This is a genomic window from Citrobacter europaeus (assembly GCF_037482245.1).
GTDB lineage: Bacteria > Pseudomonadota > Gammaproteobacteria > Enterobacterales > Enterobacteriaceae > Citrobacter > Citrobacter europaeus.
Genome location: NZ_CP148084.1, coordinates 1,576,632 through 1,603,386 on the forward strand (window position 1 = coordinate 1,576,632; position 26,755 = coordinate 1,603,386).

The window sequence follows — 26,755 nt, forward strand, 5'->3', positions numbered from 1 at the left end:
GGATAGGGTGTTTTCACCGCTATCCGGCACTGCCCGAAAAGGCATAAAAAGGTATGGCGTTGAAGATTTTTTCAGCGCCATTTTTATTTACGCGTGGAAAGGAAATCCCTACGCAAACGTTTTCTTTTTCTGTTAGAATGCGCCCCGAACAGGACGACAGGGCGTTAAATCGTGGGACACTTATGGTCTGGATTGATTACGCCATTATCGCGGTGATTGGTTTTTCCTGTCTGGTTAGCCTGATCCGTGGCTTTGTTCGTGAAGCATTATCGTTGGTGACTTGGGGTTGTGCTTTCTTTGTCGCCAGCCATTACTACACTTACCTGTCTGTCTGGTTTACGGGCTTTGAAGACGAACTGGTTCGAAATGGGATTGCTATCGCGATACTGTTTATCGCGACACTTATCGTCGGCGCTATCGTTAACTTTGTGATAGGCCAACTGGTAGAGAAAACAGGCTTGTCGGGTACCGACAGGGTGTTGGGGATCTGCTTTGGTGCTCTGCGAGGAGCGCTGATCGTCGCCGCCATACTGTTCTTTCTCGATACCTTTACCGGTCTGTCGAAAAGTGAAGACTGGAGTAAGTCGCAGCTGATCCCGCAGTTCAGTTTCATCATCAGATGGTTCTTTGACTATCTGCAAAGCTCGTCAAGTTTCTTGCCCAAAGTATAAACTTTGGGTTGTTGCTGAACGAGGAAAAGACGTATGTGCGGTATTGTCGGTATCGCCGGTGTTATGCCGGTAAACCAGTCGATTTATGACGCGTTAACGGTGCTCCAGCATCGTGGTCAGGATGCCGCAGGCATCATCACCATTGATGCCAACAACTGCTTCCGCTTGCGTAAAGCAAACGGAATGGTGAGCGATATTTTTGAAGCGCGCCATATGCAGCGTTTGCAGGGCAATATGGGCATCGGTCATGTGCGTTACCCAACGGCTGGCAGCTCCAGCGCCTCCGAAGCTCAACCTTTTTACGTCAACTCACCGTATGGCATCACGCTTGCCCATAATGGCAACCTGACCAACGCGCATGAGCTACGTAAAAAGCTGTTCGAAGAAAAGCGCCGCCACATCAATACCACTTCAGATTCTGAAATTCTGCTGAATATTTTCGCCAGCGAGCTGGATAACTTCCGCCACTATCCGCTGGAAGCCGACAATATTTTTGCTGCTATTGCCGCAACCAACCGCCAGATCCGCGGCGCCTATGCCTGCGTGGCGATGATTATCGGCCACGGTATGGTTGCCTTCCGCGATCCTAACGGTATTCGCCCGTTGGTATTGGGTAAACGCGATATCGGCGATGGTCGTACCGAGTACATGGTGGCATCCGAGAGCGTAGCGCTGGATACGCTGGGCTTTGAATTCCTGCGCGACGTAGCACCCGGCGAAGCGGTGTATATCACCGAAAAAGGTCAGCTGTTTACCCGCCAGTGTGCCGATAACCCGGTGAGCAATCCGTGTCTGTTTGAATACGTTTACTTCGCTCGTCCTGACTCCTTTATCGACAAGATTTCCGTCTACAGCGCCCGTGTGAATATGGGGACTAAGCTTGGCGAAAAAATTGCCCGTGAGTGGGAAGATCTAGACATTGACGTGGTGATCCCGATTCCGGAAACCTCCTGCGATATCGCGCTGGAAATTGCTCGTATCCTCGGGAAGCCGTACCGTCAGGGGTTTGTGAAAAACCGCTACGTAGGGCGTACCTTTATCATGCCGGGCCAGCAGCTGCGCCGTAAATCCGTGCGCCGTAAGCTGAACGCCAACCGTGCGGAGTTCCGTGATAAGAACGTGCTGCTGGTGGATGACTCTATCGTACGTGGCACCACCTCAGAACAGATTATCGAGATGGCGCGTGAAGCCGGAGCGAAGAAGGTGTATCTGGCTTCTGCTGCCCCGGAAATTCGCTTCCCGAACGTGTATGGTATCGATATGCCGACGGCGACGGAGCTGATTGCTCATGGTCGCGAAGTCGACGAGATTCGCCAGATAATCGGCGCAGACGGGCTCATCTTCCAGGATCTGAACGATCTGATTGAAGCGGTCCGCGCGGAAAACCCGGATATTCAGCAGTTTGAATGTTCAGTGTTTAACGGCGTGTACGTTACTAAAGACGTCGACCAGCAATATCTCGATTTCCTCGACTCCCTGCGTAATGACGATGCCAAAGCGGTGTTGCGTCAGAACGAAGCGGAAAACCTTGAGATGCACAACGAAGGTTAATGCTACCGCCAGCGGCATAATGTCGCTGGCTTTTATCAAAGACTCACTACGCCGAAACGAATACTGTATTTTTGTACCTTGTACTGCAATGTCGTTCGGGAAATATTGAGACTTCGTGCGGCTGCTGCAATATTTCCCTGGCAGCTATTCAGCGCTGTTTCAATCAGGCTTTTTTCGAACCTGGCCACCCTTGTTTCAAGCGAGCCATCCACCTCTGATTCTGAGCGTGCGGGGCGGCTGACGACGGTAGGGACATCCGCAACGCCTAAGTTTAACTCCTCTTCTTCAAAGATAATCTTTTTCAGCATCCCGTCGTTTTCCTGCATAATCATGCTGCGGACGATAGCATTTTCCAGCATCCTGACATTGCCGGGCCAGGTGTGATTAAGTAAGGCAATACGCGCAGCTTCACTCAGCCCATGAATATCTTGCGGTACGTCGTTGCGGTATTTATCGATGAAATAATTAGCTAGCAGCGCAATATCTTCCGGGCGTTTCCGTAAAGGGGGAAGGATGAGCATACCCACATTCAGCCGGTAAAAAAGATCTGCGCGCAGCTTACCTGTCTGGATAAGGTGCGCGGGCGTTTCATTCATTGCTGCTACAATACGTACATCTGAGTGGATTTGTTGTTGGCCGCCCAGGCGCCAGAATGTTTTATCCTGTAAAAAGCGCAATAGTTTACTTTGCATCTCAATAGGCATGGCGTTGAGCTCATCGAGAAAAAGCGTACCGCCGTTTGCCAGTTCCAGATATCCCTGACTATTTTCTGCCCCGGTGTATGCGCCGCGGACAGTACCAAAAAGAGTGCTTTCAATAAGCGTCGGTGGAAGTGCGCCACAGTTAAGAGCAATGAATGGCTTATCGGCGCGTTTACTACAATGATGGATTAAACGAGAAAAAAGCTCCTTACCGGTTCCCGTCTCACCAACGATGGTCACGGGAATATTGCTTGCCGCCAGACGTTTTGCTTTCGCAATATTACGCAGCATCTCCGGATTCTCAGTAATAATTGCGTGGTGTTTTTCATGGCGATCGGCGTACAGCAAATGGTTAAGCTCTACAACCTGTTCCTGTAACCGCCTGACGCCGGACATGTTCCTGCCAATTTCAATAACGCCAATCATGCTGCCATCACTGGAATAGAGTGGAGCGGTAGTATGCTGATAATCCACCGCCTGACCTCGAGCGTTGTAGTAAATCTGGTAATGACCGATATATTCCACACCTTTCTTCAGTGATGAAAGCATGGTGCTTTGCGTCTCTTTCATGCTCGGATAAACATCCAGCATATGTTTACCTAGCGCCTGCTCAATGCTGTATCCGTCAAGATCCGCACTCTCCTGGTTGTAATAGACATACTCACCACGCTCGTTAATAACCGCCAGGGGTTGATGGATAAGATCGAAGAATCGGGAGAACATTTTTAGTGCTGCAGCCAACTCTTCGTTAGTGGAAGCCATTGCCGAATTCCTTTTTCCTTGTTTAATAACATCATTATAAAAGTGACGAATTTTCGTCGTTGTGATGAATAGCACGCTAAATGACAAAATTCACAATAATTTTATGTATGTAACTGACTGATTTTAATAGAGTTAAGTTTTGGCACGCCTGTTGCTATATCCATTGTGAGAATGTGGTCTCTTACATGAAAATAAGCTGAGGATGTTATGACTGATTCGATTATTCAAAACTACAACCAATTACGTGAGCAAGTGATAGAAAACGATCGCCGTTTCCAACAAAAAGAGGGTCACTTGTGTTTTGATGGCGTGGATCTGGATGCTCTGGCACGCAAGTATCCGACGCCGTTCTATGTTTTCTCTGAGTCAGAGATTATTCGTAATATCAACGAAATCCAGCAGGCGTTTGCTGCCCATAAAAATACCAAAACCTTTTTTGCCTCCAAAACCTGCTCAGTGATGGGAGTGCTTCAGGCGATTCGTGATGCAGGAATTTGTGCTGAGGCTAATTCACAGTACGAAGTTCGTAAATGTCTGGAAATCGGCTTTCGTGGCGACCAGATTGTCTTTAATGGTGTAGTGAAAAAACCAGCCGACCTGGAATACGCCATTGCTAACGATCTGTACCTGATCAACGTCGATAGCTTGTATGAACTGGATCACATTGATGCTATTTCCCGCAAATTGAAAAAAGTCGCCAATGTTTGCGTTCGTGTGGAACCAAACGTTCCGTCAGCGACGCATGCAGAGCTGGTGACCGCATTTCACGCAAAATCGGGATTGGATTTGGAACAAGCGGAAGAAACCTGTCGGCGGATCCTGGAAATGCCTTATGTCCATCTTCGCGGTTTACATATGCATGTGGGCGATCAGGTTCCTGAATCTGAACCTTTTGCCAAAGCAACCAAAGTATTGGTGGATGAATCTCGACGTCTGGAAGAGGTTCTGGGGATTAAATTTGATCTCATCAACGTGGGCGGCGGTATTCCTGTCCCCTACAAATATGATGAGGAAAATGGCGATCCGCTTAAAGACAATATGTATGCCGGGATTACGGCACAGGATTTTGCTGATGCGGTTATTCGTGAAGTCCATAAGTGGCGTACGGATGTGGAAATCTGTATTGAGCCCGGGCGTAAGGTTACCGGTTCGGCCGCCGTTCTGCTAACAGAAGTCGCCTGTGAAAAACGTAAAACCAACTATGACCTTAACGGCAATGTTGAATGTCACGTTGAGTGGAAGTTTGTTGATGCCGGATACAGTGTGCTTTCAGACAGTCAGCATTTTGACTGGTTCTTCTATGTCTACAACGTTTCCAGAATGACAGATTCGCATGACGCGTGGATCAAACTCGCAGGGCCTCTTTGTGACGGCGGTGATTACTTCCATATGGGCGTGAAGGGGGAGGAGTTCCTGATGCCGAAGAACACGCAAATTGGCGATATCGTCGCATTTCTGGATGCGGGCGCTTACACCATCGAAAGCCAGACGGTCTACAACAACCGCCCGCGCTCTGCTGTCGTGATGATAGACAAAGAGGGAAAAGATCGCTTAATCCGTCGGGAAGACAGTTACGAAGATATGGTCAAGTACGACATTTATTAAATCTCATTATTGGGCTTCGGCATTGGCCGGAGTCCATGAGTCAGGTAATTCGAAGAGGGCAGTGATGCCCCTGAATGAATAACAGGAGATGGCCATGAGTAACAATAGTTCTGGCTTGCTTGGCATCAAAGATATCGTCTTTATGAATGTCATTGCCATTCTGAGTTTGCGACAAATACCGAATGTCGCTCCCTACGGCGCTTCAGCAATGCTGTTGTGGGTTATTGCCGCATTCTGTCTGTTCTTTCCGCTGGCGATGGTGTGTGGTGAACTCTCCACCGGTTGGCCGAAAGATGGTGGGATATTTGTCTGGATTAAAGAAGCGTTTGGTAAACGTATCGCGTGGATAGTCGTGGTGTGTTTCCTCTTTTCCTGCGTGTTATTTTTTCCTCTGATGCTGCAATTTGGTTTTACAGCGCTGGGCTACATGATTGGTGACGGTCTGGCTGAGAATAAAGCGTTTATTGGTGTTGGTTCAGCGGTTATTTTCTGGTTGCTGACGTTAATGAATATACGCGGCATGGAGTGGACCAAAATTATCAACAGCGTCAGCGCCTGGTGTGGTGTGTTTATTCCTTCTGCGATTTTGATCATTTTGGCTATCGTATGGTTGGCCACCGGACATCCGATGCAAACCGATTACGCGACGGCGGTAAACTGGGTTCCTGACCTGAGTCACTGGGATACCATTGTCTTTCTTTCGAGCATGATGTTTGCTTTTGCTGGTCTGGAAGTTGCGCCGATGATTGCCGGACGCACGCGTAACCCGCAACGTGATTTCCCGCGAGCAATGGCGGTTTCTGCTGTTGTTATTGTGGGTATTTACATGGTGGGAACCTGGGCGTTGAACACGCTGCTGCCTGCGGGGAATACCGACATTGTTGCGGGCGTAATGCAGGCGATGCACGCCGCAGCGGATACGTTACACATGCCGTGGCTGATTCCGGTGATGGCATTCTGTATGTTTTTTGGTGCTCTGGGTCAGATTAACTCCTGGCTGGTGGGGCCTATCTACATGCTTCAGGAAGCCTCACGCGAGGATAATCTGTTAGGCGATAAAATCGCCCAACTGCACCCGGTCTGGAAAACGCCAGCATTTGCGCTGATCGTGCAGGCAATTATTGTCACTGTTCTGTGCTTCTCAACCTTTATATCCCCGAGCGTTGCTGCGGCGTACTGGATGTTGACCGCACTGACTACAATTACCTACTTCATTCCCTATCTGGTGATGTTCCCGGCATTCTGGCGCTTGCGTCAGACGCAACCGGATACGCCAAGAAGCTTTAAAATACCCGGAAAAGTCCTACCTGCAGTGCTGCCGGCGCTTGGATTTATCTCTATTGCCTTTGCCGTTGCTCTGCTGTTTATCCCGCCTTCACAAATTGATATGGGGGGATATTTCCAGTACGCAGGCAAGATCGTTGGTGGCGCATTGTTGGCCGTTATTGTTGCTGAAAGTATCTACCATCGGGCGCAGAAACGTAATGCTCGAATGAGCATGGCAGGAGGAAAATAAAATGTATATGCCCATCCTGGAAATCAATTTACGCAAGCTGGAAGAAAATGCCCGAACAGAAAAAGCGCTTTTAGCCAGCAGTGGAATTGAGGTCATGGCGGTCAATAAAGTTTTTGATGGATGTGTTGAAACTGCGCAGGCCGTATTTAATGGCGGCATTCAGGTGATTGCAGAATCACGGACCTACAATCTGAAAAAAATCCGTGAAATCGGCTGTACTACCTGTTTACTCCGCAGTCCTTGCCTAAGTGAAATTGAAGACGTTATCCGCTATGCCGATATCAGTCTGAACAGTGAAGCCGTTATCCTGCGCGCTTTATCACAGGAAGCCCAACGCCAGGGGAAAATGCATCAGGTATTGCTGATGGTTGATATGGGGGATTTACGCGAAGGTATCTGGTTCACCGAGTATTCACAAATTCTCAGCACTATCCGGCTTATTCAGGAATTACCTTGTCTTGAGCTGTATGGCTTGGGTACCAACTTCAATTGCTATGGTACCGTCCTGCCCACGGTAAAAAATGGTGAAGATTTTCTGGCACTGGCTGCGCGAGTAGAGCAGGACAGCGGCATGCCAGTGCGCCGACTCTCTGCCGGTAATTGCACCAGCTACCATTTACTGGATAAAGAAATTTGGCCTCAGGGATTAAACCATTTACGGATCGGGGGGTTGCATGAGTTTGGCATTGAATATGTCGAGATGAAGTATCTGAACGAATTTCATCACTCTGCCAAGCCGGTGGAAAAAGCGTGTTCTGATATGTATGTCCTTGAGGCGGAGATTATCGAGCTTAACAGCAAGCCGACAATACCCGTAGGAGAACTTGGCGTAGACGCTTTCCTGCAAACTAAAACCTTTGTTGATCATGGTGTTCGCAAGCGGGCCTTGTTGGCGTTTGGTCGTCAGGACGTACCTTCCGATAACTGTGTGCCCTGCGACGACAATATCACCATCCTTGGACAAACCAGCGACCATACGTTGGTGGATATTGAAGCATGCGAGCAGCCGTTGAAAGTGGGAGATGTCGTCCGTTTTGAACTTGACTATACGGGGCTTCTGATGGCCTGTCAGACGAAGGGCGTTGCCATGAGGTTTATTCAATAAGCCACTGCCGCCACGGTCATTTATCTGTGGCGGCGTCTATGACGTTATCCGGGACAGGGAGTGACCATGAGTACCCTGCAAGTGCTACCGCCCGCCGAGCCTGAAAATGGGTTACGACGAAACCTCAAAAAACGCCATTTGCTGATGATTTCTCTCGGTGGGACAATCGGCACCGGTTTATTTATCGGTATTGCCGAACCGCTCAATAGCGTCGGGCCCGCGGGAACATTACTGGCTTATCTGTTCGCTGGCGCGATTATGCTGGCAACCATGATGTGCCTTGGTGAGCTGTCCTGCGCGTTTCCCCATTCAGGTTCATTCCAGCATTATGCGTTGATGTTCCTGCCCAATCCTATCTGGAGCTATATCATTGGGTGGCTATATTGGCTGAGTTGGGTGTTTTCCCTGGCAGCAGATCTGACTGCTGCGGGTTTCATTGCCCATCAATTTTTCCCTGCTATACCTGTCCATTTTTATTGCCTAATCATCCTTGTCGCACTCACGCTGATCAATTTATGCTCGGCGAAAAGTTTCGGTGAATGTGAATACTGGCTATCAGCGCTTAAGGTTTTTGCAATAGTGCTTTTCATCGTGGCAGGCGGCGTCATGATTTTCTCTTTCTCAGGAGATGCAAACTGGCATCCGACGTTGAAAAGTGATGGTTTGTGGTTTCCCAACGGATGGGAGCAAATTCTGGTTTGCATGACGATAGTCATCTATTCATTTCAGGGGGTGGAACTGGTAGGAAGCGCGGCAGGAGAAACGGAATCGCCGCACTCAGTGTTGCCGAAGGTTATTCAGGGCATTGGTTTGCGAATAATCCTGTTTTATGGTCTGGCGATTGCTGTTCTGGCGCTGGTTTATCCACATGGAAAAGTACCTGATGGAAATAGTCCCTTCGTCTGGGTGTTCTCACACGTCGGTATTCCTGGGGCTGATGTTCTTATGATGCTGGTCATTTTTTCCGCAGCTGTTTCAGCAGCAAATTCAGCAGTCTATGCCAGTTCACGTATGCTATGGTCGATGGCGGGTTCCCGATTTGCCCCTGCACGATTTGGTAAATTAAGCGGTAACGGCGTGCCGGTTAACGCTATTTTACTGACAGTGCTTTTAGCCCTGGTGTCGATGCTGACACGTTATATTCCCGCTCAGCAGTTTTATCTCTATTTAATTGCCAGTACCGGGCAAGTGGGGTGCCTTGCGTGGATAGTTATCGGTTGGTGTCAGTTCCGTTTTCGACAGGCGGTAAATCGTGGAGTGTATCCCGCAAGTCTGGTCAGCTATCGATCACGATTGTTCCCGTGGTTGGCTTGGTTTGTCATCATCACTAATATCGCGATAATCATTGGTACCTGGTTTAGCGGGCAAGGTGGGCTGATTATGCTCATTGAGCTGGTATTGATGGGCATCATTGTAGCGTCATGGTTTTATTTAAAACCAACTGTACGATAAAAAGGCGCTCCCGACTGGCGGGAACGCCTCTGTTTTAAGTCTCGTCGACCCAAATTCGCATTTCGCCTTCGCCGCGGTTGGCCCAGCTAAACCACGGGATAAAGGTCAGCGTCTGCTTCTCAACCGCCGTCTGGCGATTATCAAAGCTGTATAGCGGCTTATCCTCATGCGCGGTCAACACGCGTACGCCTTCCGCCTGTAGCAGCACTTTCCCTTTCAGTAAGCCCACGCCCTGAACCTCACGAAACGCGCTCGCCTTCGGTAGCGACAGGTTGTGCAGCTGTGCGCCGTTATCCGCCTCTTCCAGACAGTAGACCAGCGGCCCACGCTGAATCGCCACTTTACCCGCCGCATGGCGCACCAGCGGATTGGCATACACGCGACGAACGGGCATCGGCAGATTTAGGGTAATGATGTCTCCTTCCTGCCACTGGCGATGCAGGTGCAGATAACCTTTCACCATTTTGCCCTGAGCCGCTTCGCCGTTTACCTGCACAGTTGGTGCCGCGCACCACTCTGGCAGGCGCAGCGCCAGCGTGTGCTCGACTACCTGCGGCTGGTTAAAGCGAATCGAGACCTGCTCGTCCCACGGATAGTTACCCTCAATCTTGAGCGCCAGCTTCTGAGCGTCAACCGTAAACTGCGCCTCGCTACCGGCATAGAAGTTAATAAACAGCGCGTCCGGGCGTGGGGTAAAAATATAGTGACCAATGGCGACCAGCGTACGGGCGATGTTTGGTGGGCAGCAGGCGCAGCCGAACCAGCGTTGGCGCACGGGCTTAATGTGGTCGTAAATATGGTTATGCGGAATACTTTTGGGTTGCGTTTCCAGCGGGTTCACATAGAAGAAATGTTTGCCGTCCAGCGCCATCCCACCCAGCACCGTGTTGTAAAACGCGCGTTCCATGACATCGGCATAGTGCGCGTCGCCTTCCATTTCCAGCATGCGGCGGGCAAACATCATCAGGCCGATGGAGGCGCAGCTTTCTCCATAGGCGGTATCATTCGGTAAATCGTAATCGCTGGTGAAGGCCTCGCCGATCCCTTGCGAGCCAATACCGCCGGTGATGTACATTCGGCGCTGCACCATGTTATTCCAGATACGCAAGCAGGTCTGGCGCTTTTCTTCGTCGTTCGTCATGCGGGCGATATGCGCCAGCCCGGTCATCAGATACACCGAACGTACCGCATGGCCGACGGCTTCGCTCTGTTGCGCCAGCGGTTTGTGGGCGTGGGTATAGGCTTTATCTTTGACCATCCATGCCTCGCCCCAGTTATCCCAGTGCCAGGTGCCCCCGCGCTTAGCAAACTCAATATCGTAATAGTACGGTTGCTGGCCGCGCTCTTCGAGAAAGAAGCGTGCCAGCGCCTGATAGCGTGGTTCCTGTGTGACTTCATACAGGCGCATCAGCGCCAGCTCAATTTCCGGATGACCCGGATAGCCGCGCAGCTGGCCTTCGTTTGGACCGAAAACGGTGTCGATGTGGTCGGCGAAGCGGCAGGCTATCTCCAGCAGCCGACGCTTGCCGGTGGCGTTAAAAAAGGCCACTGCGGCTTCAAACAGATGCCCGGCGCAGTACATCTCATGGCATTCGGCAACGTTGGTCCAGCGCAGCCCTGGCTCTTTAACGGTGTACCAGGTGTTGAGATAACCATCTTCACACTGTGCTTTTGCCAGCAGCTCGATGACCTCATCGGCGATCTTCTCAAGCTGTGCGTCCGGCTTTTGACTGAGTGACCAGGCCACGGCTTCCAGCCATTTAGTCACATCGCTATCCTGAAATACCATGCCATAAAACTCACCGTGCTCAAGTCCGGCGGCAATGCGGTAGTTCATCAGCGCGTGGCTTGGCTCCGCTTCAGGGATCTCGTCGTTCAGCGCTTGCCATTGATAGGGGATAACCACGTCGCGGATCAGACGCTGGTACTCTCCTAAAAACGGGTCGGTGATGGTGATGTTATTCAGGTCGGCTTCAATCACATCAGACTGCATCATGTTTACCTCAGGAAATGTGTGAATGTCGTTGGTGAAGATCGGTTGAGATTTGCTGCATCATCGGGCCGTTGAGACGGCATTTGAGCAGGCACAGCGCCAGCGCGAGATGGAAAATTGCGGGTACGATGCTTTGCAGCAGGGTGATGCCCTGAATCGATGCCGCGGTCTGGTTTTCCAGCCCCGGTCGATAGGCCACCATAATCAGAATCAGGCTGATAATGCCCCCGGACGATGCCCAGGAGAGCTTGATAAAAAAGAGGTTGAAGGCGAAGTTCATGCCGGATGAACGAACGCCATTTTTCCATTCACCGTAGTCATCGGCAAAGGCCATAATGGAGAAGTGCAGCGGCAGGGTGAAACCCAGCACCACGTTGTTGATTAAGATACAAACCAGCCACAGGGTCTGGTACTGCGGCCCGGTCGGCAGAAAGTACATGGCGATACCGAAGACGACCAGCGCCAGGTTGGTGTAAAAATACAGTTTCACCATATTAAAGCGGCGGGAGAGGGGATTGACGATAATCGCCCCGGCAATGGATGCCACGGTCACTACGCCAAAAAACAGCGACATAAACCCGGCGCTGCCCTGCAGGACATAAGAGATAAAGTACATGTAGCCGCCGCCGCGAATACACAGAATGTTTACCAGCAGGAAGGACATCACCAGCATCATCAAGAGCTGATCGTTTTTACGCAGCCCGGCCAGATGTTCGCGCAACGTAAAGCTGCCCGCCAGCGATAACGGTACGCGCTCTTTGACCCAGAAGAAGCACAGCAGAAACATCACCACGCCCACGGTACACAGTACCGTTACGCCGTATTGGTAGCCTTTTGCCAGGTTGCCCTGCCCAAAGACCTCCACCATCCACGGTAATCCTACCGCGACCAGGAAACCCGCAATGCCGCTTAATACAAAGCGCCAGGACTGACAAGACATCACCTGATCGTGTCGATTAGTCACTGCGTTAATCAGCGCACAGTATGGAACGTTGTTAGCGGTATAGCCGATGGAGAGCAGGAAGTAGGTGCCAAAGGCCCAGGCAATTTTCGCGTTTGGCCCCATATCCGGCACCGTGAAAGTCAGAATGCCGATTACGCCGAGCGGTACTGCGGTCCACAGTTGCCACGGACGAAAACGGCCCCAGCGGCTGCGGGTACGATCGGCAATCACGCCCATCACCGGGTCAGAAACGGCATCGAAAATACGCAGAACAAAAAACATCGCCCCCACAATGGCCGGGCTTAAGCCAAAAACATCGGTATAGAAAAAGAGCAAAAAGCCGCTTATCAAATCTGAGATGCAGTGCCCGCCGGCATCGCCTAATCCATAGCCTATCTTTTCGCGGGTCGAAAGCGTCTCGCCCGCGTCAATTGTCTGTACATCAGTATCCAGGTTATCAGCAATTGTCATAACCAATCCTCGAACAGGGGGATGATTTAAAGAGTCATTACGGCTTATCTCTGACAGTTTTTACTAAACAAGTAACGGCGGTGAGCATAGATCTGCTATGGAGTATTGGTATATGACGTGTTTCTTTCTCTGTGAAAATGATCGTAATTTTTACTAGAAAAATATTATTAATAGTGATCTTAGTCACAAATACAGGGTGGAGGAGCACGATTAGCGGTTCTGCTAGTGACTCTGTGGGGAAATTACGTATTGTTAATCGTCTGCTGTGAGAGTGATATGCTTACGGCTAATGGAATCAGACGTCGACTGAAGAACGCGTGACAGGTGCAAACAAACGGAATGGCGAAAAAGACCCGAATTAAAGACATTGCAGCGGCATGCGGCGTTTCTATTGCTGCGGTTTCCCGGGCGCTGAAAGGGCAACCCGGTCTTGGCGAGGAGACGCGTCAGAGAATACTGACGATTGCGCAGGCTGAGGGCTACGATTTTGGCCGTTTGCGTAGCGGTCGTATTAAACGCTTACTTTTTTTGCTGCATCGCGAACACAATATCGCCAGCGCGTTACCTTTCTATTCCACGGTGATGCTCGGCGTGGCTGAAGCTTGTCGGGAAAATGACATTGCGATGAGTTTCTTACCCATCGGACCGGAAGACTCGGTGGCGGAGATGATTAACCTGCACCAGCCCGATGCGCTTATCTGCGCCGGTTATCTGGAAGCTGAAATACTTGCTGAATTGCGGAAGCTGGCATTGCCTGTGGCGCTGGTGGATCTGTGGGCCGCCGACTTTCCTTGCGTCAACCCGGATAATTTTCATGGCGGATTTATTGCTACACGTCACTTGCTTGAACAGGGACGCAAGCGCATTGCATTTCTTGGACATTCGCAACGACATTACAGTATTCGCCAGCGTGTAGAAGGGTATCAGCAGGCGCTGTTTGACGCCGGACTCTCGCTTCCTGAGGAATATCAGGTTGAAGCGCCGCCGGTCAAAAATATTGAGCAGGCGCTGATTGAGGGGATGGACAAACTGCTGGCGCTGGCCCAGCCGCCGGACGCGATTTTTGCCTATAACGATATTGCCGCGCTGGTGGCGATGCGGGTCTGTGCGCGCAAAGGAATCAGGGTGCCGGAAGATATCGCCATTGTTGGATTCGATGATATTGATGCAGCGGCCTGGGCGCATCCGGCGTTAACCACCGTTGCGGTTGATAAGCGCGAGCTTGGACAGGATGCGTTTCGTTTGCTACTCAATGAGCAAGGGGAACGAAATCTGCTGCAGCCGGTTCGTCTGGTGGTTCGTGAAAGCTCGCTCAGTTCAGCGCCACATTGACAGTTGCGCCCGACGCCGTAATCCGGCAAAGTCTCGCCATTACGACGAAAAGGCTCTCACAGTGAAACGACTCATCATTGGTATTTCTGGCGCAAGCGGGGCAATTTACGGCGTGCGCCTGCTGCAGGTTTTGCGTGACGTTAGCGATGTGGAAACCCATCTGGTGATGAGTGCCGCTGCCCGGCAGACGCTGGCGCTGGAAACGGACCTCTCTGTACGCGACGTGCAGGCCCTGGCGAATGTGAATCACGATACGCGCGATATCGCCGCCAGTATCTCCTCCGGTTCTTTTCAGACCGCCGGAATGGTTATTCTGCCGTGTTCAATCAAAACGCTTTCTGGCATCGTTCACAGCTACACCGATGGACTGCTTACCCGTGCGGCAGACGTGGTGTTAAAAGAACGTCGCCCGCTGGTGCTGTGCGTGCGTGAAACGCCGTTGCATCTGGGTCATCTGCGGCTGATGACGCAGGCGGCGGAAATTGGCGCGGTGATTATGCCGCCTGTCCCGGCATTCTATCATCGCCCTCAAACGCTGGATGATGTGATTAATCAAACGGTTAACCGCGTACTTGATCAGTTTGATATCTCCCTTCCGCAGGATCTGTTCACCCGCTGGCAAGGGGCGTAAGCCGTTCCATCAGCGTGCAAAGAAACATCCGTTGCCCTGTTTCAGGGCAATTTTGTAACCGCGATCATATCCTCAACATTTAATTCGTTAAAACTCAACGAAACGCTGCGGTTCAACCGTCAGACCTGCTATCTTCAAAATCAGGACATTATTGCAACGTTTTATTAACATATTTAACGTCGAATATCCTCATCGGCGCGAAAATGGCATAAGACCTGCATGAAAAAGTCTGCAAACACACAACACAACGTAAAACATAATAAAATTACGCCACTTGAGGGTTATGTATGAAGAAGACGGTTCTTGCTTTGTCTTTGCTGGTAGGACTCTCCGCCACCGCGGCCAGCTACGCAGCACTTCCGCAGACGGTTCGTATTGGTACAGATACAACGTACGCACCTTTTTCCTCTAAAGATGCCAAAGGCGACTTCGTCGGCTTTGATATCGATCTGGGAAATGAGATGTGTAAGCGCATGCAGATCAAATGTACCTGGGTTGCCAGCGACTTTGATGCGCTGATCCCGTCGCTGAAAGCGAAAAAAATCGATGCCATCATCTCCTCGCTTTCTATCACCGAGAAGCGTCAGCAAGAGATTGCATTCTCGGACAAACTTTACGCTGCAGACTCACGTCTGATCGCCGCGAAAGGTTCCCCGATTCAACCGACTCTGGACTCCCTGAAGGGCAAGCACGTTGGCGTCCTGCAAGGCTCGACTCAAGAAGCCTATGCCAATGACAACTGGCGCAGCAAAGGCGTGGACGTGGTGGCCTATGCGAACCAGGACCTCATCTATTCTGACCTGACGGCGGGCCGTCTGGACGCGGCGTTGCAAGATGAAGTCGCGGCCAGCGAAGGCTTCCTGAAGCAGCCCGCTGGTAAGGACTACGTCTTTGCCGGTCCATCAGTGAAAGATAAAAAATACTTTGGCGACGGAACCGGGATTGGCTTACGCAAAGATGATGCAGAGCTGAAAGCCGCTTTCGATAAAGCGCTGGGCGAACTGCGCAAAGACGGCACCTACGACAAAATGGCGAGCAAGTATTTTAACTTCAATGTCTACGGTGATTAATACGCCGCAGCGGGGAATTGACTGCACCATTGCGGGTAACCATTACGGTGCATGATAAATTCAGTGCACTGTTTTGGTGCTTTTATCGCTGACTTAATAAGCATGAGTGCATACTTAAGCGCTTTTCATGCAAATAAATACCGCCGACAGGGTAGAATGCTTTGCCTTGTCGGCCTGATTAATGGCACGATAACTGCACCTGGTCCTGTAAAGATCCCCTATAAAAGACAGTCTGTTGAGGATAGTTATGAAAAAACTGGTGTTGTCTCTTTCTCTGGTCCTGGCTTTCTCCAGTGCTACCGCAGCATTTGCAGCCATTCCGCAAAAAATTCGTATTGGTACCGATCCTACTTATGCGCCGTTCGAATCGAAAAATGCGCAGGGTGAATTAGTCGGTTTTGATATCGATCTGGCTAAAGAGCTGTGCAAACGTATCAATACACAATGTACCTTCGTGGAAAACCCGCTGGACGCGCTTATCCCTTCGCTAAAAGCGAAGAAAATTGATGCGATTATGTCTTCGCTTTCCATTACTGAAAAACGCCAGCAGGAAATTGCCTTTACCGACAAGCTTTATGCAGCGGACTCACGTCTGGTTGTCGCTAAAGATTCTGCGATTCAGCCGACCATTGAGTCGCTGAAAGGCAAACGTGTTGGCGTACTGCAGGGCACGACTCAGGAAACGTTCGGCAACGAACACTGGGCGCCAAAAGGTATTGAAATTGTCTCCTATCAGGGGCAAGACAATATCTATTCTGACCTGACTGCCGGGCGTATTGATGCCGCATTCCAGGATGAAGTCGCAGCCAGCGAAGGCTTCCTGAAGCAGCCAGTTGGTAAAGATTATAAATTCGGCGGCCCGTCTGTGAAAGATGAGAAGTTGTTCGGCGTGGGTACCGGTATGGGACTGCGCAAAGACGACAACGAGCTGCGCGAAGCGCTGAACAAAGCCTTTGCCGAAATGCGAGCTGACGGTACTTACGAGAAGCTGGCGAAAAAGTACTTCGATTTTGATGTTTACGGCGGTTAATCACCGCAGGTGCTGATAAAGCCCGTAGATTTTTGACACGTTGAATTTATGCCTGATGGCGCTGCGCTCATCCGGCCTACGTTGATTTGTAGGCCGGATAAGGCAAAGCCGCCATCCGGCATTTAACGGTGAGTCTGAAATCAAAAGAGGCTTCTTACTTCACCACACACACAACAGGACAGGCAGCATGTTGTATGGCTTTTCAGGTGTTATTTTACAGGGCGCAATTGTTACGCTCGAGCTGGCACTCAGCTCGGTGGTACTGGCGGTTCTGATAGGCTTAGTCGGCGCGGCAGCAAAGCTGTCGCAAAGCCGGGCGCTGGCGCTTATATTCGAAGGGTACACGACGCTTATCCGCGGCGTGCCCGATCTGGTCTTAATGCTGCTCATTTTCTACGGATTACAAATCGCGCTGAACACCGTTACCGATGCCATCGGTATCGGCCAGATTGATATCGATCCAATGGTCGCGGGTATCATTACGCTCGGGTTTATCTACGGCGCCTATTTTACCGAAACATTTCGTGGCGCATTTATGGCCGTGCCAAAAGGCCATATTGAAGCCGCGACGGCATTCGGTTTTACCAGCTCACAAATATTTCGCCGCATAATGTTCCCGGCGATGATGCGCTATGCCTTACCGGGAATTGGCAACAACTGGCAGGTCATTCTTAAGGCCACGGCGCTGGTATCGTTGCTTGGACTTGAAGACGTGGTGAAAGCCACTCAGCTTGCCGGGAAGAGTACCTGGGAGCCGTTCTATTTTGCCGTAGTGTGCGGGGTCATCTATCTGGTGTTTACCACTGTTTCTAATGGTGTGCTGCTGTACCTTGAGCGCCGCTATTCCGTGGGTGTGAAGAGGGCTGACCTGTGATCGAGATTATTCAGGAATACTGGAAGTCCCTGCTGTGGACCGACGGATATCGCTACACCGGCGTTGCTATCACCCTGTGGCTTCTGATTTCATCAGTGGTGATGGGCGGGATACTGGCGCTGTTTTTGGCAATTGGTCGTGTTTCCAGTAATAAATTTATCCAGTTCCCTATCTGGCTATTCACCTATATTTTTCGTGGGACGCCGCTGTACGTACAGCTACTGGTGTTTTATTCCGGGATGTATACGCTGGAGATAGTTAAAGGCACGGATTTCCTCAACGCGTTTTTCCGCAGCGGGCTGAATTGCACCGTGCTGGCGTTGACGCTGAACACCTGCGCCTATACGACGGAGATCTTCGCCGGGGCCATTCGTTCCGTGCCCCATGGTGAGATTGAAGCCGCGCGTGCTTACGGGTTCTCGTCGTTTAAACTGTATCGTTGCATTATTTTGCCTTCCGCGCTGCGTATTGCGCTGCCGGCTTACAGCAATGAAGTGATTTTAATGCTGCACTCCACGGCGCTGGCGTTTACCGCAACGGTGCCTGACCTGTTGAAAATCGCCCGTGATATCAACTCGGCAACGTATCAGCCGTTTACCGCATTCGGTATTGCCGCTGTACTGTATTTGATTATTTCGTATGTCCTGATCAGTCTGTTCCGTAGAGCGGAAAAACGCTGGTTGCAGCATGTATCCTCTAAATGATTCGAGTAACACGATGTCTGAAAATAAATTAAACGTTATCGATTTACATAAGCACTACGGCGAACATGAAGTGCTGAAAGGGGTATCGCTGCAGGCCAACGCGGGTGATGTTATCAGTATTATTGGCTCGTCAGGTTCCGGTAAAAGTACCTTTCTGCGCTGCATTAACTTTCTCGAGAAACCGAGCGCCGGGTCGATTGTCGTCAGTGGCCAGAATATTGGTCTGGTGCGCGACAAAGACGGTCAGCTTAAGGTTGCAGATAAAAATCAGCTGCGCCTGCTGCGTACGCGACTGACGATGGTCTTTCAGCACTTTAATCTGTGGAGCCACATGACGGTGCTGGAAAACGTGATGGAAGCGCCGATCCAGGTGCTGGGGCTGAGCAAGCAGGAAGCCCGCGAACGTGCGGTGAAGTATCTGGCTAAAGTGGGCATTGATGAGCGCGCACAGGGAAAATATCCGGTGCACCTGTCCGGTGGTCAGCAGCAGCGCGTCTCCATTGCCCGCGCGCTGGCGATGGAACCGGAAGTGTTGCTGTTTGATGAGCCCACCTCGGCGCTTGATCCGGAGCTGGTGGGCGAAGTGTTGCGCATTATGCAGCAACTGGCCGAAGAGGGAAAAACCATGGTGGTCGTGACCCACGAAATGGGTTTTGCCCGTCATGTCTCCACGCACGTGATTTTCCTGCATCAGGGGAAAATTGAAGAAGAGGGCGACCCGGAGCAGGTATTCGGTAATCCGCAAAGCCCACGTTTGCAGCAGTTCCTCAAAGGTTCGTTGAAGTAAATCACCTGCCCGGAGGCGCTACGCTTTCCGGGCTTACAATTTTAGCGCGTCGCGCTCCAGCCGAAACACCCAGTCGTCGTAGGCGATGCCGTCAATCTCACATGCTTTTTCCAGCACCTGCGTACGCACAAAGCCCGTTTTTTCCAGAATCCGCACTGAGCCCTTATTCTCCGCAAGAGCGTAAGCATTTATCGCCGTGACGGATGTCTGCTCGAAGGCATACTGGCACACCGCGCGTACGGCTTCGCTGGCAATACCTTTCCCCTGAGCCTGCGGCATAATGGCGTAGCCGAGGTCGGCCTCGTGCGGGTACAGGTGACTGATTTGCAGGCCAATATCGCCGAGCGGCGCTGGGTTGTTATGCTCGCGGATGACGAAAGTATGCTGTGCGGCAAGGCGTCTGGCGAATAACAGACGCGTATCTTTCGCTGGGGCGATATCGCCCATATAACGCATGACGTCAGGACATTCACGTAGTCTCTGGAAAAATGACCAGTCAGAAAACTGAAACAAAGAGAGGGTAAGTCGGGGAGTCGAAATTATCGCCATAACGTCGCCATTGCGGATATCTGGTCTATAACCTTACCACCGCAACGGCGACTGTGAATAGCGCTTAAGGGTTATCGAATGACATCCGCCAGCGCTTCTTCTAAATCGTACCAACGAAAGGCGAAACCAGACGCTTCCAGGCGTTTTGGCAACGCCCGCTGCCCGCCGAGAACCAGCACTGAAGACTCACCCATCAGTAGACGCATTATGCTGGCGGGAACGCGCAGAATGGCAGGACGGTTCAGCGCGTGGCCCAGCGCATGGGCAAACTGCTCATTGTGTACCGGATAGGGTGAAACCATATTGAAGGGACCGCGCAGATCGTTATCCAGCAGCCAGATAATTCCGTTGACCATATCATCAACATGGATCCAGGCCATATACTGCCGTCCGTTGCCAATGGGGCCGCCTAAGCCAAGACGAAACGGCGGGACCATTTTTGCCAGAATACCGCCAGCAGAGGCCAGTACCACGCCGGTACGCAGCATACACACGCGAGTTTTATCGCTCTGCGCAGTGCTGGCAATTTGCTCCCAGCGGGCGCACAGCTTGTGGGTAAATTCGTTATGCGGCGGCTCTTCTTCCGTGACCACAACTTCGCCCAAATCACCGTAGTAACCGGTAGCGGAACCGGAAATAAGCACCGTGGGCGGCGTCTCGCTGGCATTGATTAAATCGACCAGCTTCTGCGTAATACCCCAACGGCTCTGGCACAGGCGTTCCTTTTGCTGTGCGCTCCAGCGCTTATCTGCGATAGGCTCTCCGGCAAGATTAATCACGGCATCAACATCATTGAGGTTTTGTCGCTCAGCCAGGCCTTTGGACAGCGCGACCCGGGAGTCGAGGATCTGACGCGCCTTATCAGGGGAACGTGTCACTACGGTTATCTGATGCCCCAGTTCCAGCAGGCGGGGGATCAGATGACGTCCAATCAGGCCAGTACCGCCGGTAATCAGAATCTGCATGTCGCCTCCCGGGTTACGTTTAGCGCTGCCAGCTCAGCGTCATAGAAACTGAGTCGGCGTAACGCAATGCGTGAAGTTTATCTATCTCCACTTCAGCATAAGTGACCCAGTGATGTTCGCGTGCGATATCGAGCACATCTTGAGTTAATTTTTCCAACAATGAGAAGCGGTTACCTTCCACGTGGGCAATGATGCTCTTGGTGATAGTGCGATAATTCAGCGCGTCGTTGATATCTTCGCTGGCACGGGCTTTGTCTGCCGGATAGTGAATGGCAATGTTGATGACGATATCCTGGCGGTTAAGGATCTCCTCTTCTTTGATGCCGATAAAGGTGCGCAGACGAAGGTTTTTTATACGAATAATAGCGTCAGGTTGTGACATTGCAGGTTTCCTCCATGTATGAACCTTTGCATGATACACGAGAACCGATTCGCGTCACCGCTTCTCACTCTGTGCTTGCTGCATGGCGCGTTCCGTAGCGGGACGCGTACGGATGCGTTCGTGCCAGTTATTAACCGCCGGATAGTTGTCGAGGTCGATGCGCTGACGCTGATGGTCGTGGATCCACGGCCAGCAGGCAATGTCGGCAATGCTGTAGTGATCTCCTCCCAGCCAGGGGGACGTTTCCAGGCGTTTATTCATCACGTTGTACAGGCGCTGGGTTTCTACCTGGTATCTTTCAATGGCGTAGGGAATCGTTTGTGGGGCGTAGTGGCTGAAATGATGATTCTGGCCCAGCATGGGGCCCAGCCCGCTGACCTGCCAGAACAGCCACTGCAGCGTGGTGTGGCGCTCACGCAACTCACCGCTCAGCAGCTTACCGCTCTTTTCCGCCAGATAGAGCAAAATTTCTCCGGACTCAAACAGGCTGATAGGTCTTCCTCCGTCCGCCGGGGCGCTGTCGATAATGGCCGGGATTTTATTGTTCGGCGAGATCTGCAGAAAGTCAGGGCGAAACTGGCTGCCTTTACTGATATCGACATGAATCAGACGGTATTGCAGCTGCGCCTCTTCAAGGAAAAGCGTGATTTTGTGACCGTTTGGCGATGGCGTGTAATAGAGATCGATCATTTTCAGCGTCCGTTTTGTCATGAACCGGGTCATAACAAGTATAGAGCCTGTTGGCGTGCGTGAGTTTTCATCAAGTGACAGCAAGAGAAAGACTCTATATTTTGAAGGCAAGCCAATACACTTCAGAGGACATTATGAGCAAATCTGCAATTACGCTGTGGTCAGATGCCAATTTTTTCTCCCCTTACGTGCTGTCTGTTTATGTCGCTCTGCAAGAGAAAGGGCTGCCTTTTACGCTGAAAACCGTTGATCTCAACAGCGGTGAACACTTGCAACCTTCATGGCAAGGCTATGCGTTGACGCGCCGCGTGCCGGTTCTTGAAATCGACGGTTTCGAGCTGAGCGAATCATCAGCGATTACTGAGTTCCTGGAAGAGCGCTTTGCGCCACCGCAGTGGGAGCGTATTTACCCACACGATGTACAAAAGCGCGCGCGGGCGCGTCAGGTTCAGGCGTGGATCCGCAGCGATCTAATGCCTATCCGTGAAGAACGATCAACGGATGTGGTTTTTGCTGGCGTGAAGAAGGGGCCATTAAGCGACGCGGGAAAAGCCAGTGCGGAAAAACTGTTCGCTACTGCGAGCAGTTTACTGAGCCACGGTAAGCAGAATTTATTTGGCGAATGGTGTATCGCTGACTGCGATTTAGCGCTAATGCTTAATCGTCTGGTCCTTAACGGCGATGAGGTTCCGCAGGCGCTTGCGGAATACGCCGCCTTCCAGTGGCAGCGCGCTTCTGTCCAGCGTTTTATCGCGCTTTCGGCGAAGCGTTCCTGCTGAAAAACGGGGCGTAATCCAGTATCATTACAAGGTAATTTTCAACGAGGAGTGAGTGATGAAACTGATGTTCGCATCGGACATTCATGGTTCGTTGCCAGCCACGGAACGCGTACTCGAACTGTTTAGCGCAAGCGGTGCGCAATGGCTGGTGATATTGGGTGATGTTTTAAACCATGGGCCGCGTAATGCGCTACCCCAAGGCTATGCGCCAGCACAGGTTGCAGAGCGGCTGAATGAGCAGGCCGCGCGAATTATCGCGGTGCGTGGCAACTGCGACAGCGAAGTGGATCAGATGCTCCTGCATTTTCCGATGACCGCGCCGTGGCAGCAAATTCTGACCGAAAATCAGCGGCTCTTTTTGACGCACGGGCATCTTTTTAGTCCGCAAAATATGCCGGCGCTCAACGCAGGAGATGTGCTGGTTTACGGGCATACTCATCTGCCGGTCGCCGAGCGGCAGGGGGATGTTTACCACTTCAATCCCGGCTCGGTAAGCATCCCGAAAGGGGGCTTTGCGGCAAGTTACGGGATTCTGGATGATAATGTTCTCAGCGTAATGGCACTCAATGATCAAAGTGTTATTGCACAGGTCGAGATTAATCCGTAATTTACCCCACAAACATAAACGCGCCGTAAGAGCGCCAGAAAAAAGAAGGTTTCCTGATGGTGGAACAGCGTCGTTTGGCAAGTACGGAATGGGTGGATATTGTGAATGAAGACAACGAAGTCATTGCACAATCCAGCCGGGAACAAATGCGGGCGCAACGCTTACGCCATCGTGCGACGTATATCGTTGTGCACGATGGTATGGGCAAAATTCTAGTTCAGCGTCGCACTGAGACAAAAGATTTTTTGCCCGGCATGCTGGATGCCACCGCAGGCGGTGTCGTGCAGGCTGACGAGCAACTGCTGGACTCAGCGCGCCGTGAAGCGGAAGAGGAACTGGGGATTGCGGGTGTGCCGTTTGCCGAACATGGGCAGTTTTATTTTGAAGACCAGAACTGTCGCGTGTGGGGCGGGCTGTTTAGCTGCGTCTCCCACGGGCCGTTTGCGCTTCAGGAAGAAGAAGTGAGTGAAGTTTGCTGGCTGACGCCGGAAGAAATTACCGCGCGCTGCGACGAGTTCACGCCGGACTCACTGAAAGCCCTGGCGCTGTGGATGACCCGCAACGCCAAGAATGAATCGCTGAAAGAAGAAGAAACGGAATAAGACGTTAACCGTTACCGCAACGCTAAAACTCGTTGCGGTAGCGATGTTTATTACGGATGAGTCAGAGTGATGACCGTCGGAATATTAACCGTTCCTCCGGTTAAGGCGCTTCTTTCGATAATCGCAAGGTGGGCAGATAGATTTAATGTTCCGTTGCCCGATGCGTCATAATTTAAATACCGGGAGTCAAGCGTCACTGCTTTCGTCAAATCTAAGCCAGAAAGGTAATCTGCTCCGCTAGATGTCAGTATATAACCTAATCCCACGCCAACACCCTTGGCGCTGCCGCTGGTATTGACCAGCTTATTATCTTTTACCTGGTTGCTGGAAAGATTTATCACCAGACTCGGGTTGCCGTAGCAGTTTTGCAGCTTTATTGAAAAGGGCGTTTCATTAACTGTGTCCCAGGCATATAAGTCCTCCACCGTTGTCTGCCCCAGATTGACGACTTCTTCTGCTTTAAATGCGCCGCATCCGGCGGTAGTAATGGTGACCGGTCCGTTTAAATAGACATCGATTTGTCCTCCGGCCCCGGTACTGTTGGCCACTTCGCCTACTTTTTGCCGGGTGGCAAATACCTGCTTGCCGGCTGCCTGGGCCGGATCGAACTCGGCGGTGGTATAGAATGTCAGCGTAAAGGTCGCGGTGGCATTCATCAGCCACTGTGCGCTTGAGTTGTTTGCACAACCCCATATGAACTGTGGGTCAGTTTGGTTTACGCTGCTGTCATTGGACATGTAGATGGGCATTTTTTCCCAGCCGGTCCAGTAGCCAGCAGGCGGCGTTAAATTCGCGGCAAGCGTAAAGTAGAGACCGGGAATAGATTTGTCTACCAGTGCACCTTTATTGTTGTTAGGGTCCATCGGGAAAGTGGTATTGTCGACGCGGGTAAAAATGACTTTAGAGCTTTGTTTGTTTTCGTTTTTTCCCCAGTAGGAAATTCCGGTGTTATTGGTTTTTACCAGGACGTCGGCGGTATTGGGTAAATAACTTTGCCCGCTGGCAGCGATGCCAATATCTGCATTGACAGTAGCATTTTGGTCGGAAGTATTGCCAATCATAAACGTACAACCTGCTGCCCATACCGCACGTAAGGGGGCAATAAGCAGCATTAGCATAATAAATGTATTTCGCGTCATGATGTTTTTATAAGAGTGAATTGAGGAAGCAGGGTAACATGGCGGTTTTTCAAAAATCTATTGATGAAGTCTTATTTTATGATTTTATAAATATAATTTTTGTGAATACTTTAATTTAATATATATTGATGGTTGTATTTTATAATGTTATTAGCGAAGTTTTTTTATTAAGTAATGATAAATATCGGAAGCGTGATGAATGCTTCCGATATTAAATATATAAAGATTAAATTAATGGTAGCCCATTATCTGTGCGCCGATCACCACCACGCTGGACATAATAAACAGCAGTCCCAACAGCGTGGCGCCAACCTTCAGCCAGTTTCGAAAATCCACCCGGCAAACGCCTAACGTTGCCATCAGCGATGCTGACGTTGGATAGATAATATGGCTGAAGCCGTCGCCAAACTGGAAGGCCAGCACGGTGACCTGACGGTTTACGCCAACCAGATCGCCCAATGGCGCTAATAACGGCATGGTCAACGCGGCCTGACCAGAGCCGGAAGTCACAAAGAAATTAAACACCGCCTGGAACAGCAGCATAAACCACGCCGCGATGGCGTTATCCAGCCCGCTAATGCCGTTGGCAATGCTGTTTAGCAGGGTGTTTAGCACGCTGGCTTCGCCCGCCTCACCGTTGCCGACCAGCAGTAATATGCCTTTAGCAAAACCGACCAGCAGGGCAGGGGCAATCATCATGCGCGCCCCCTCGGTAAACGAGGAGGCCATGACGTTGACCGTCATGCCGTTGAGCCGAAAGACCACGCCGATAATGCCAATCACCAGCCCCATGGTGAAGAACTGGCTGGCGATTTCCGGAATAAACCACGCGTTGACGATAACGCCCCAGACCACCCAAATCATCACCGCGGTCAGCACCAGCAGCACCAGCCAGTCGCCGAGCGTGAAGCGTCGTTCCACAACCTCGTCCTGCTGCTCGCGAAAGAAGCGGTCGGACTCATGAACCCGGGACAATAGCGGATTCTTTTTGATGCGCGCCGCGTAGGCCAGCGTGAAGGTCAGGCCAATCATCGTGGCAATGACCCACACCACGATGCGCAGACCGGAACCAGAGAGCACCGGCACGCCCGCAATACCCTGCGCGACCACCACGCAGAACGGGTTCATCCACGAGCTGGCAAAGCCAATCTGAGTCGCGATATAGGTAACCAGAACGGTGGTGATACTGTCGTAACCCAGGCGCACCATCAGCGGAGCAATGATAATGGCAAAGGCGACGGCCTCTTCCCCCATGCCAAACACTGCGCCACCTAAGGAGAAAAGAATAAACAGCACCGGGATAAACAGGACTTCGTTCCCGCGCGTATGGCGGATCAGCGCCAGGATGCCGTTATCGATGGTTCCGGTACGCATAACGATGCCGAATGCGCCGCCAATCACCAGCATAAACATAATAATGCCGACGGCGGTGCCGAATTTCGATCCGGAGGTTAACCCTTCAAATGGAAAATTCATCAGGCCCGGGCGTTCATCACCGGTGGTGAAAAATTGCACCCGGTGATACTGCTCTTCACCCGCGTCGTTGGTCAGAATTCGAAAAGAGTGGGGGTCGACCACCTTACGGGTTTTGGTTTGTCCATCAACCTGATACTGCACTTCCTGACTGTCGAACATCCCGACGGGAACAACCCATGTCGCCAGACTGGTTAAAATGGCGACGAAAAAAATAATCACCAGCGTATCGGGCATCGCCCATTTTCTGGCTGGCTGTGATTCTGTTACTGCTGACATGAAAGACTATCCCTGTTGCAATGCAAAAGAGAGTAAGTATGCAAACAGGAGAATAGTTATTCATTGATGCAGCGCATCCTGACAAATGTTTC

General features: G+C 51.2%; 25 protein-coding genes. 16 read left to right on the forward strand and 9 right to left on the reverse strand.

Annotated features, from left to right (window positions below):
- Nucleotides 1–182: 182 nt before the first annotated feature.
- Nucleotides 183–671, forward strand: coding sequence for a colicin V production protein (gene cvpA / locus WHR59_RS07220; protein WP_005129678.1), 489 nt, complete (start codon nucleotides 183–185; stop codon nucleotides 669–671).
- Nucleotides 672–704: 33 nt separating this feature from the next.
- Nucleotides 705–2,222, forward strand: coding sequence for an amidophosphoribosyltransferase (purF, locus tag WHR59_RS07225; protein ID WP_016153855.1), 1,518 nt, complete (start codon nucleotides 705–707; stop codon nucleotides 2,220–2,222).
- Between the two features lie 35 nt (nucleotides 2,223–2,257).
- On the opposite strand, the gene WHR59_RS07230 is transcribed toward purF, so the two are convergent.
- On the reverse strand, nucleotides 2,258–3,685 hold the full coding sequence (locus WHR59_RS07230) for a sigma-54 interaction domain-containing protein (RefSeq protein ID WP_199994351.1): 1,428 nt from the start codon (nucleotides 3,683–3,685) through the stop codon (nucleotides 2,258–2,260).
- A gap of 207 nt (nucleotides 3,686–3,892) precedes the next feature.
- Here WHR59_RS07230 and WHR59_RS07235 point away from each other — a divergent pair, with 207 nt between their 5' ends.
- The 4 genes from WHR59_RS07235 to WHR59_RS07250 all read left to right on the forward strand — a co-directional run bounded on the left by WHR59_RS07235 (nucleotide 3,893) and on the right by WHR59_RS07250 (nucleotide 9,363).
- Nucleotides 3,893–5,290, forward strand: a complete 1,398-nt coding sequence (locus tag WHR59_RS07235) for a diaminopimelate decarboxylase family protein (RefSeq protein WP_079939913.1) — start codon at nucleotides 3,893–3,895, stop codon at nucleotides 5,288–5,290.
- Nucleotides 5,291–5,384: 94 nt separating this feature from the next.
- The gene (locus tag WHR59_RS07240) at nucleotides 5,385–6,806 is read left to right on the forward strand and encodes an APC family permease (protein WP_338843767.1); all 1,422 of its coding nucleotides are present in this window, start codon (nucleotides 5,385–5,387) and stop codon (nucleotides 6,804–6,806) included.
- A gap of 1 nt (nucleotide 6,807) precedes the next feature.
- Complete coding sequence (locus WHR59_RS07245) at nucleotides 6,808–7,911, forward strand: alanine/ornithine racemase family PLP-dependent enzyme (protein ID WP_181634518.1); 1,104 nt, start codon at nucleotides 6,808–6,810, stop codon at nucleotides 7,909–7,911.
- A 66-nt stretch (nucleotides 7,912–7,977) separates the two neighbouring features.
- On the forward strand, nucleotides 7,978–9,363 hold the full coding sequence (locus WHR59_RS07250) for an amino acid permease (protein WP_181634519.1): 1,386 nt from the start codon (nucleotides 7,978–7,980) through the stop codon (nucleotides 9,361–9,363).
- 34 nt (nucleotides 9,364–9,397) lie between these two features.
- On the opposite strand, the gene WHR59_RS07255 is transcribed toward WHR59_RS07250, so the two are convergent.
- Nucleotides 9,398–11,359 carry a glycoside hydrolase family 127 protein gene (locus tag WHR59_RS07255; RefSeq protein ID WP_338843768.1) on the reverse strand — a complete coding sequence of 654 codons (1,962 nt, stop codon included), beginning with the start codon at nucleotides 11,357–11,359 and terminating at the stop codon, nucleotides 9,398–9,400.
- 7 nt (nucleotides 11,360–11,366) lie between these two features.
- Nucleotides 11,367–12,770 carry an MFS transporter gene (locus tag WHR59_RS07260; protein ID WP_338843769.1) on the reverse strand — a complete coding sequence of 468 codons (1,404 nt, stop codon included), beginning with the start codon at nucleotides 12,768–12,770 and terminating at the stop codon, nucleotides 11,367–11,369.
- Between the two features lie 339 nt (nucleotides 12,771–13,109).
- Between WHR59_RS07260 and WHR59_RS07265 the strand changes: the two genes are divergently transcribed.
- The 7 genes from WHR59_RS07265 (at nucleotide 13,110) to hisP (ending at nucleotide 19,198) form a co-directional block, all read left to right on the forward strand.
- Complete coding sequence (locus WHR59_RS07265) at nucleotides 13,110–14,102, forward strand: LacI family DNA-binding transcriptional regulator (protein ID WP_172863213.1); 993 nt, start codon at nucleotides 13,110–13,112, stop codon at nucleotides 14,100–14,102.
- 61 nt (nucleotides 14,103–14,163) lie between these two features.
- Nucleotides 14,164–14,733, forward strand: coding sequence for a UbiX family flavin prenyltransferase (locus WHR59_RS07270; RefSeq protein ID WP_043017066.1), 570 nt, complete (start codon nucleotides 14,164–14,166; stop codon nucleotides 14,731–14,733).
- A gap of 287 nt (nucleotides 14,734–15,020) precedes the next feature.
- Complete coding sequence (gene argT, locus WHR59_RS07275; protein WP_043017065.1) at nucleotides 15,021–15,803, forward strand: lysine/arginine/ornithine ABC transporter substrate-binding protein ArgT; 783 nt, start codon at nucleotides 15,021–15,023, stop codon at nucleotides 15,801–15,803.
- Nucleotides 15,804–16,050: 247 nt separating this feature from the next.
- Nucleotides 16,051–16,833: a histidine ABC transporter substrate-binding protein HisJ gene (gene hisJ, locus WHR59_RS07280; RefSeq protein WP_003028120.1), complete on the forward strand. Its 783-nt coding sequence runs from the start codon at nucleotides 16,051–16,053 to the stop codon at nucleotides 16,831–16,833.
- Nucleotides 16,834–17,020: 187 nt separating this feature from the next.
- The gene (locus WHR59_RS07285; RefSeq protein WP_043017064.1) at nucleotides 17,021–17,707 is read left to right on the forward strand and encodes a histidine ABC transporter permease HisQ; all 687 of its coding nucleotides are present in this window, start codon (nucleotides 17,021–17,023) and stop codon (nucleotides 17,705–17,707) included.
- The gene (gene hisM, locus WHR59_RS07290; RefSeq protein WP_043017063.1) at nucleotides 17,704–18,411 is read left to right on the forward strand and encodes a histidine ABC transporter permease HisM; all 708 of its coding nucleotides are present in this window, start codon (nucleotides 17,704–17,706) and stop codon (nucleotides 18,409–18,411) included. The genes WHR59_RS07285 and hisM overlap by 4 nt, the downstream gene beginning before the upstream one ends.
- Nucleotides 18,412–18,424: 13 nt before the next feature.
- Nucleotides 18,425–19,198 carry a histidine ABC transporter ATP-binding protein HisP gene (gene hisP, locus WHR59_RS07295; RefSeq protein WP_043017062.1) on the forward strand — a complete coding sequence of 258 codons (774 nt, stop codon included), beginning with the start codon at nucleotides 18,425–18,427 and terminating at the stop codon, nucleotides 19,196–19,198.
- A gap of 33 nt (nucleotides 19,199–19,231) precedes the next feature.
- Here hisP and WHR59_RS07300 read toward each other — a convergent pair whose 3' ends face one another.
- The 4 genes from WHR59_RS07300 to yfcG all read right to left on the reverse strand — a co-directional run bounded on the left by WHR59_RS07300 (nucleotide 19,232) and on the right by yfcG (nucleotide 21,784).
- Nucleotides 19,232–19,747 carry a GNAT family N-acetyltransferase gene (locus WHR59_RS07300; RefSeq protein WP_072033351.1) on the reverse strand — a complete coding sequence of 172 codons (516 nt, stop codon included), beginning with the start codon at nucleotides 19,745–19,747 and terminating at the stop codon, nucleotides 19,232–19,234.
- Between the two features lie 71 nt (nucleotides 19,748–19,818).
- Nucleotides 19,819–20,712, reverse strand: a complete 894-nt coding sequence (locus WHR59_RS07305; protein WP_043017060.1) for a TIGR01777 family oxidoreductase — start codon at nucleotides 20,710–20,712, stop codon at nucleotides 19,819–19,821.
- A gap of 19 nt (nucleotides 20,713–20,731) precedes the next feature.
- On the reverse strand, nucleotides 20,732–21,094 hold the full coding sequence (folX, locus tag WHR59_RS07310) for a dihydroneopterin triphosphate 2'-epimerase (RefSeq protein ID WP_043017059.1): 363 nt from the start codon (nucleotides 21,092–21,094) through the stop codon (nucleotides 20,732–20,734).
- A 54-nt stretch (nucleotides 21,095–21,148) separates the two neighbouring features.
- A complete protein-coding gene (gene yfcG, locus WHR59_RS07315) occupies nucleotides 21,149–21,784 on the reverse strand; it encodes a GSH-dependent disulfide bond oxidoreductase (RefSeq protein WP_043017958.1) in 636 nt (211 codons plus the stop codon).
- A 134-nt stretch (nucleotides 21,785–21,918) separates the two neighbouring features.
- Here yfcG and yfcF point away from each other — a divergent pair, with 134 nt between their 5' ends.
- Genes yfcF through yfcD form a run of 3 tightly spaced genes read left to right on the forward strand, consistent with a single transcriptional unit; the run spans nucleotide 21,919 to nucleotide 23,772 of the window.
- Nucleotides 21,919–22,563 (forward strand): glutathione transferase, encoded by a 645-nt coding sequence (gene yfcF, locus WHR59_RS07320; protein ID WP_043017058.1) that lies wholly within the window; start codon nucleotides 21,919–21,921, stop codon nucleotides 22,561–22,563.
- Between the two features lie 55 nt (nucleotides 22,564–22,618).
- Nucleotides 22,619–23,170, forward strand: a complete 552-nt coding sequence (yfcE, locus tag WHR59_RS07325; RefSeq protein ID WP_338843771.1) for a phosphodiesterase — start codon at nucleotides 22,619–22,621, stop codon at nucleotides 23,168–23,170.
- A 56-nt stretch (nucleotides 23,171–23,226) separates the two neighbouring features.
- The gene (gene yfcD, locus WHR59_RS07330) at nucleotides 23,227–23,772 is read left to right on the forward strand and encodes an NUDIX hydrolase YfcD (protein ID WP_043017056.1); all 546 of its coding nucleotides are present in this window, start codon (nucleotides 23,227–23,229) and stop codon (nucleotides 23,770–23,772) included.
- Between the two features lie 50 nt (nucleotides 23,773–23,822).
- Here yfcD and WHR59_RS07335 read toward each other — a convergent pair whose 3' ends face one another.
- Together WHR59_RS07335 and yfcC are read right to left on the reverse strand one after the other, a co-directional pair.
- Nucleotides 23,823–24,833: a fimbrial protein gene (locus WHR59_RS07335; RefSeq protein ID WP_043017055.1), complete on the reverse strand. Its 1,011-nt coding sequence runs from the start codon at nucleotides 24,831–24,833 to the stop codon at nucleotides 23,823–23,825.
- Nucleotides 24,834–25,142: 309 nt separating this feature from the next.
- Nucleotides 25,143–26,663, reverse strand: a complete 1,521-nt coding sequence (gene yfcC / locus WHR59_RS07340) for a putative basic amino acid antiporter YfcC (protein ID WP_047409785.1) — start codon at nucleotides 26,661–26,663, stop codon at nucleotides 25,143–25,145.
- Nucleotides 26,664–26,755: the final 92 nt, after the last annotated feature.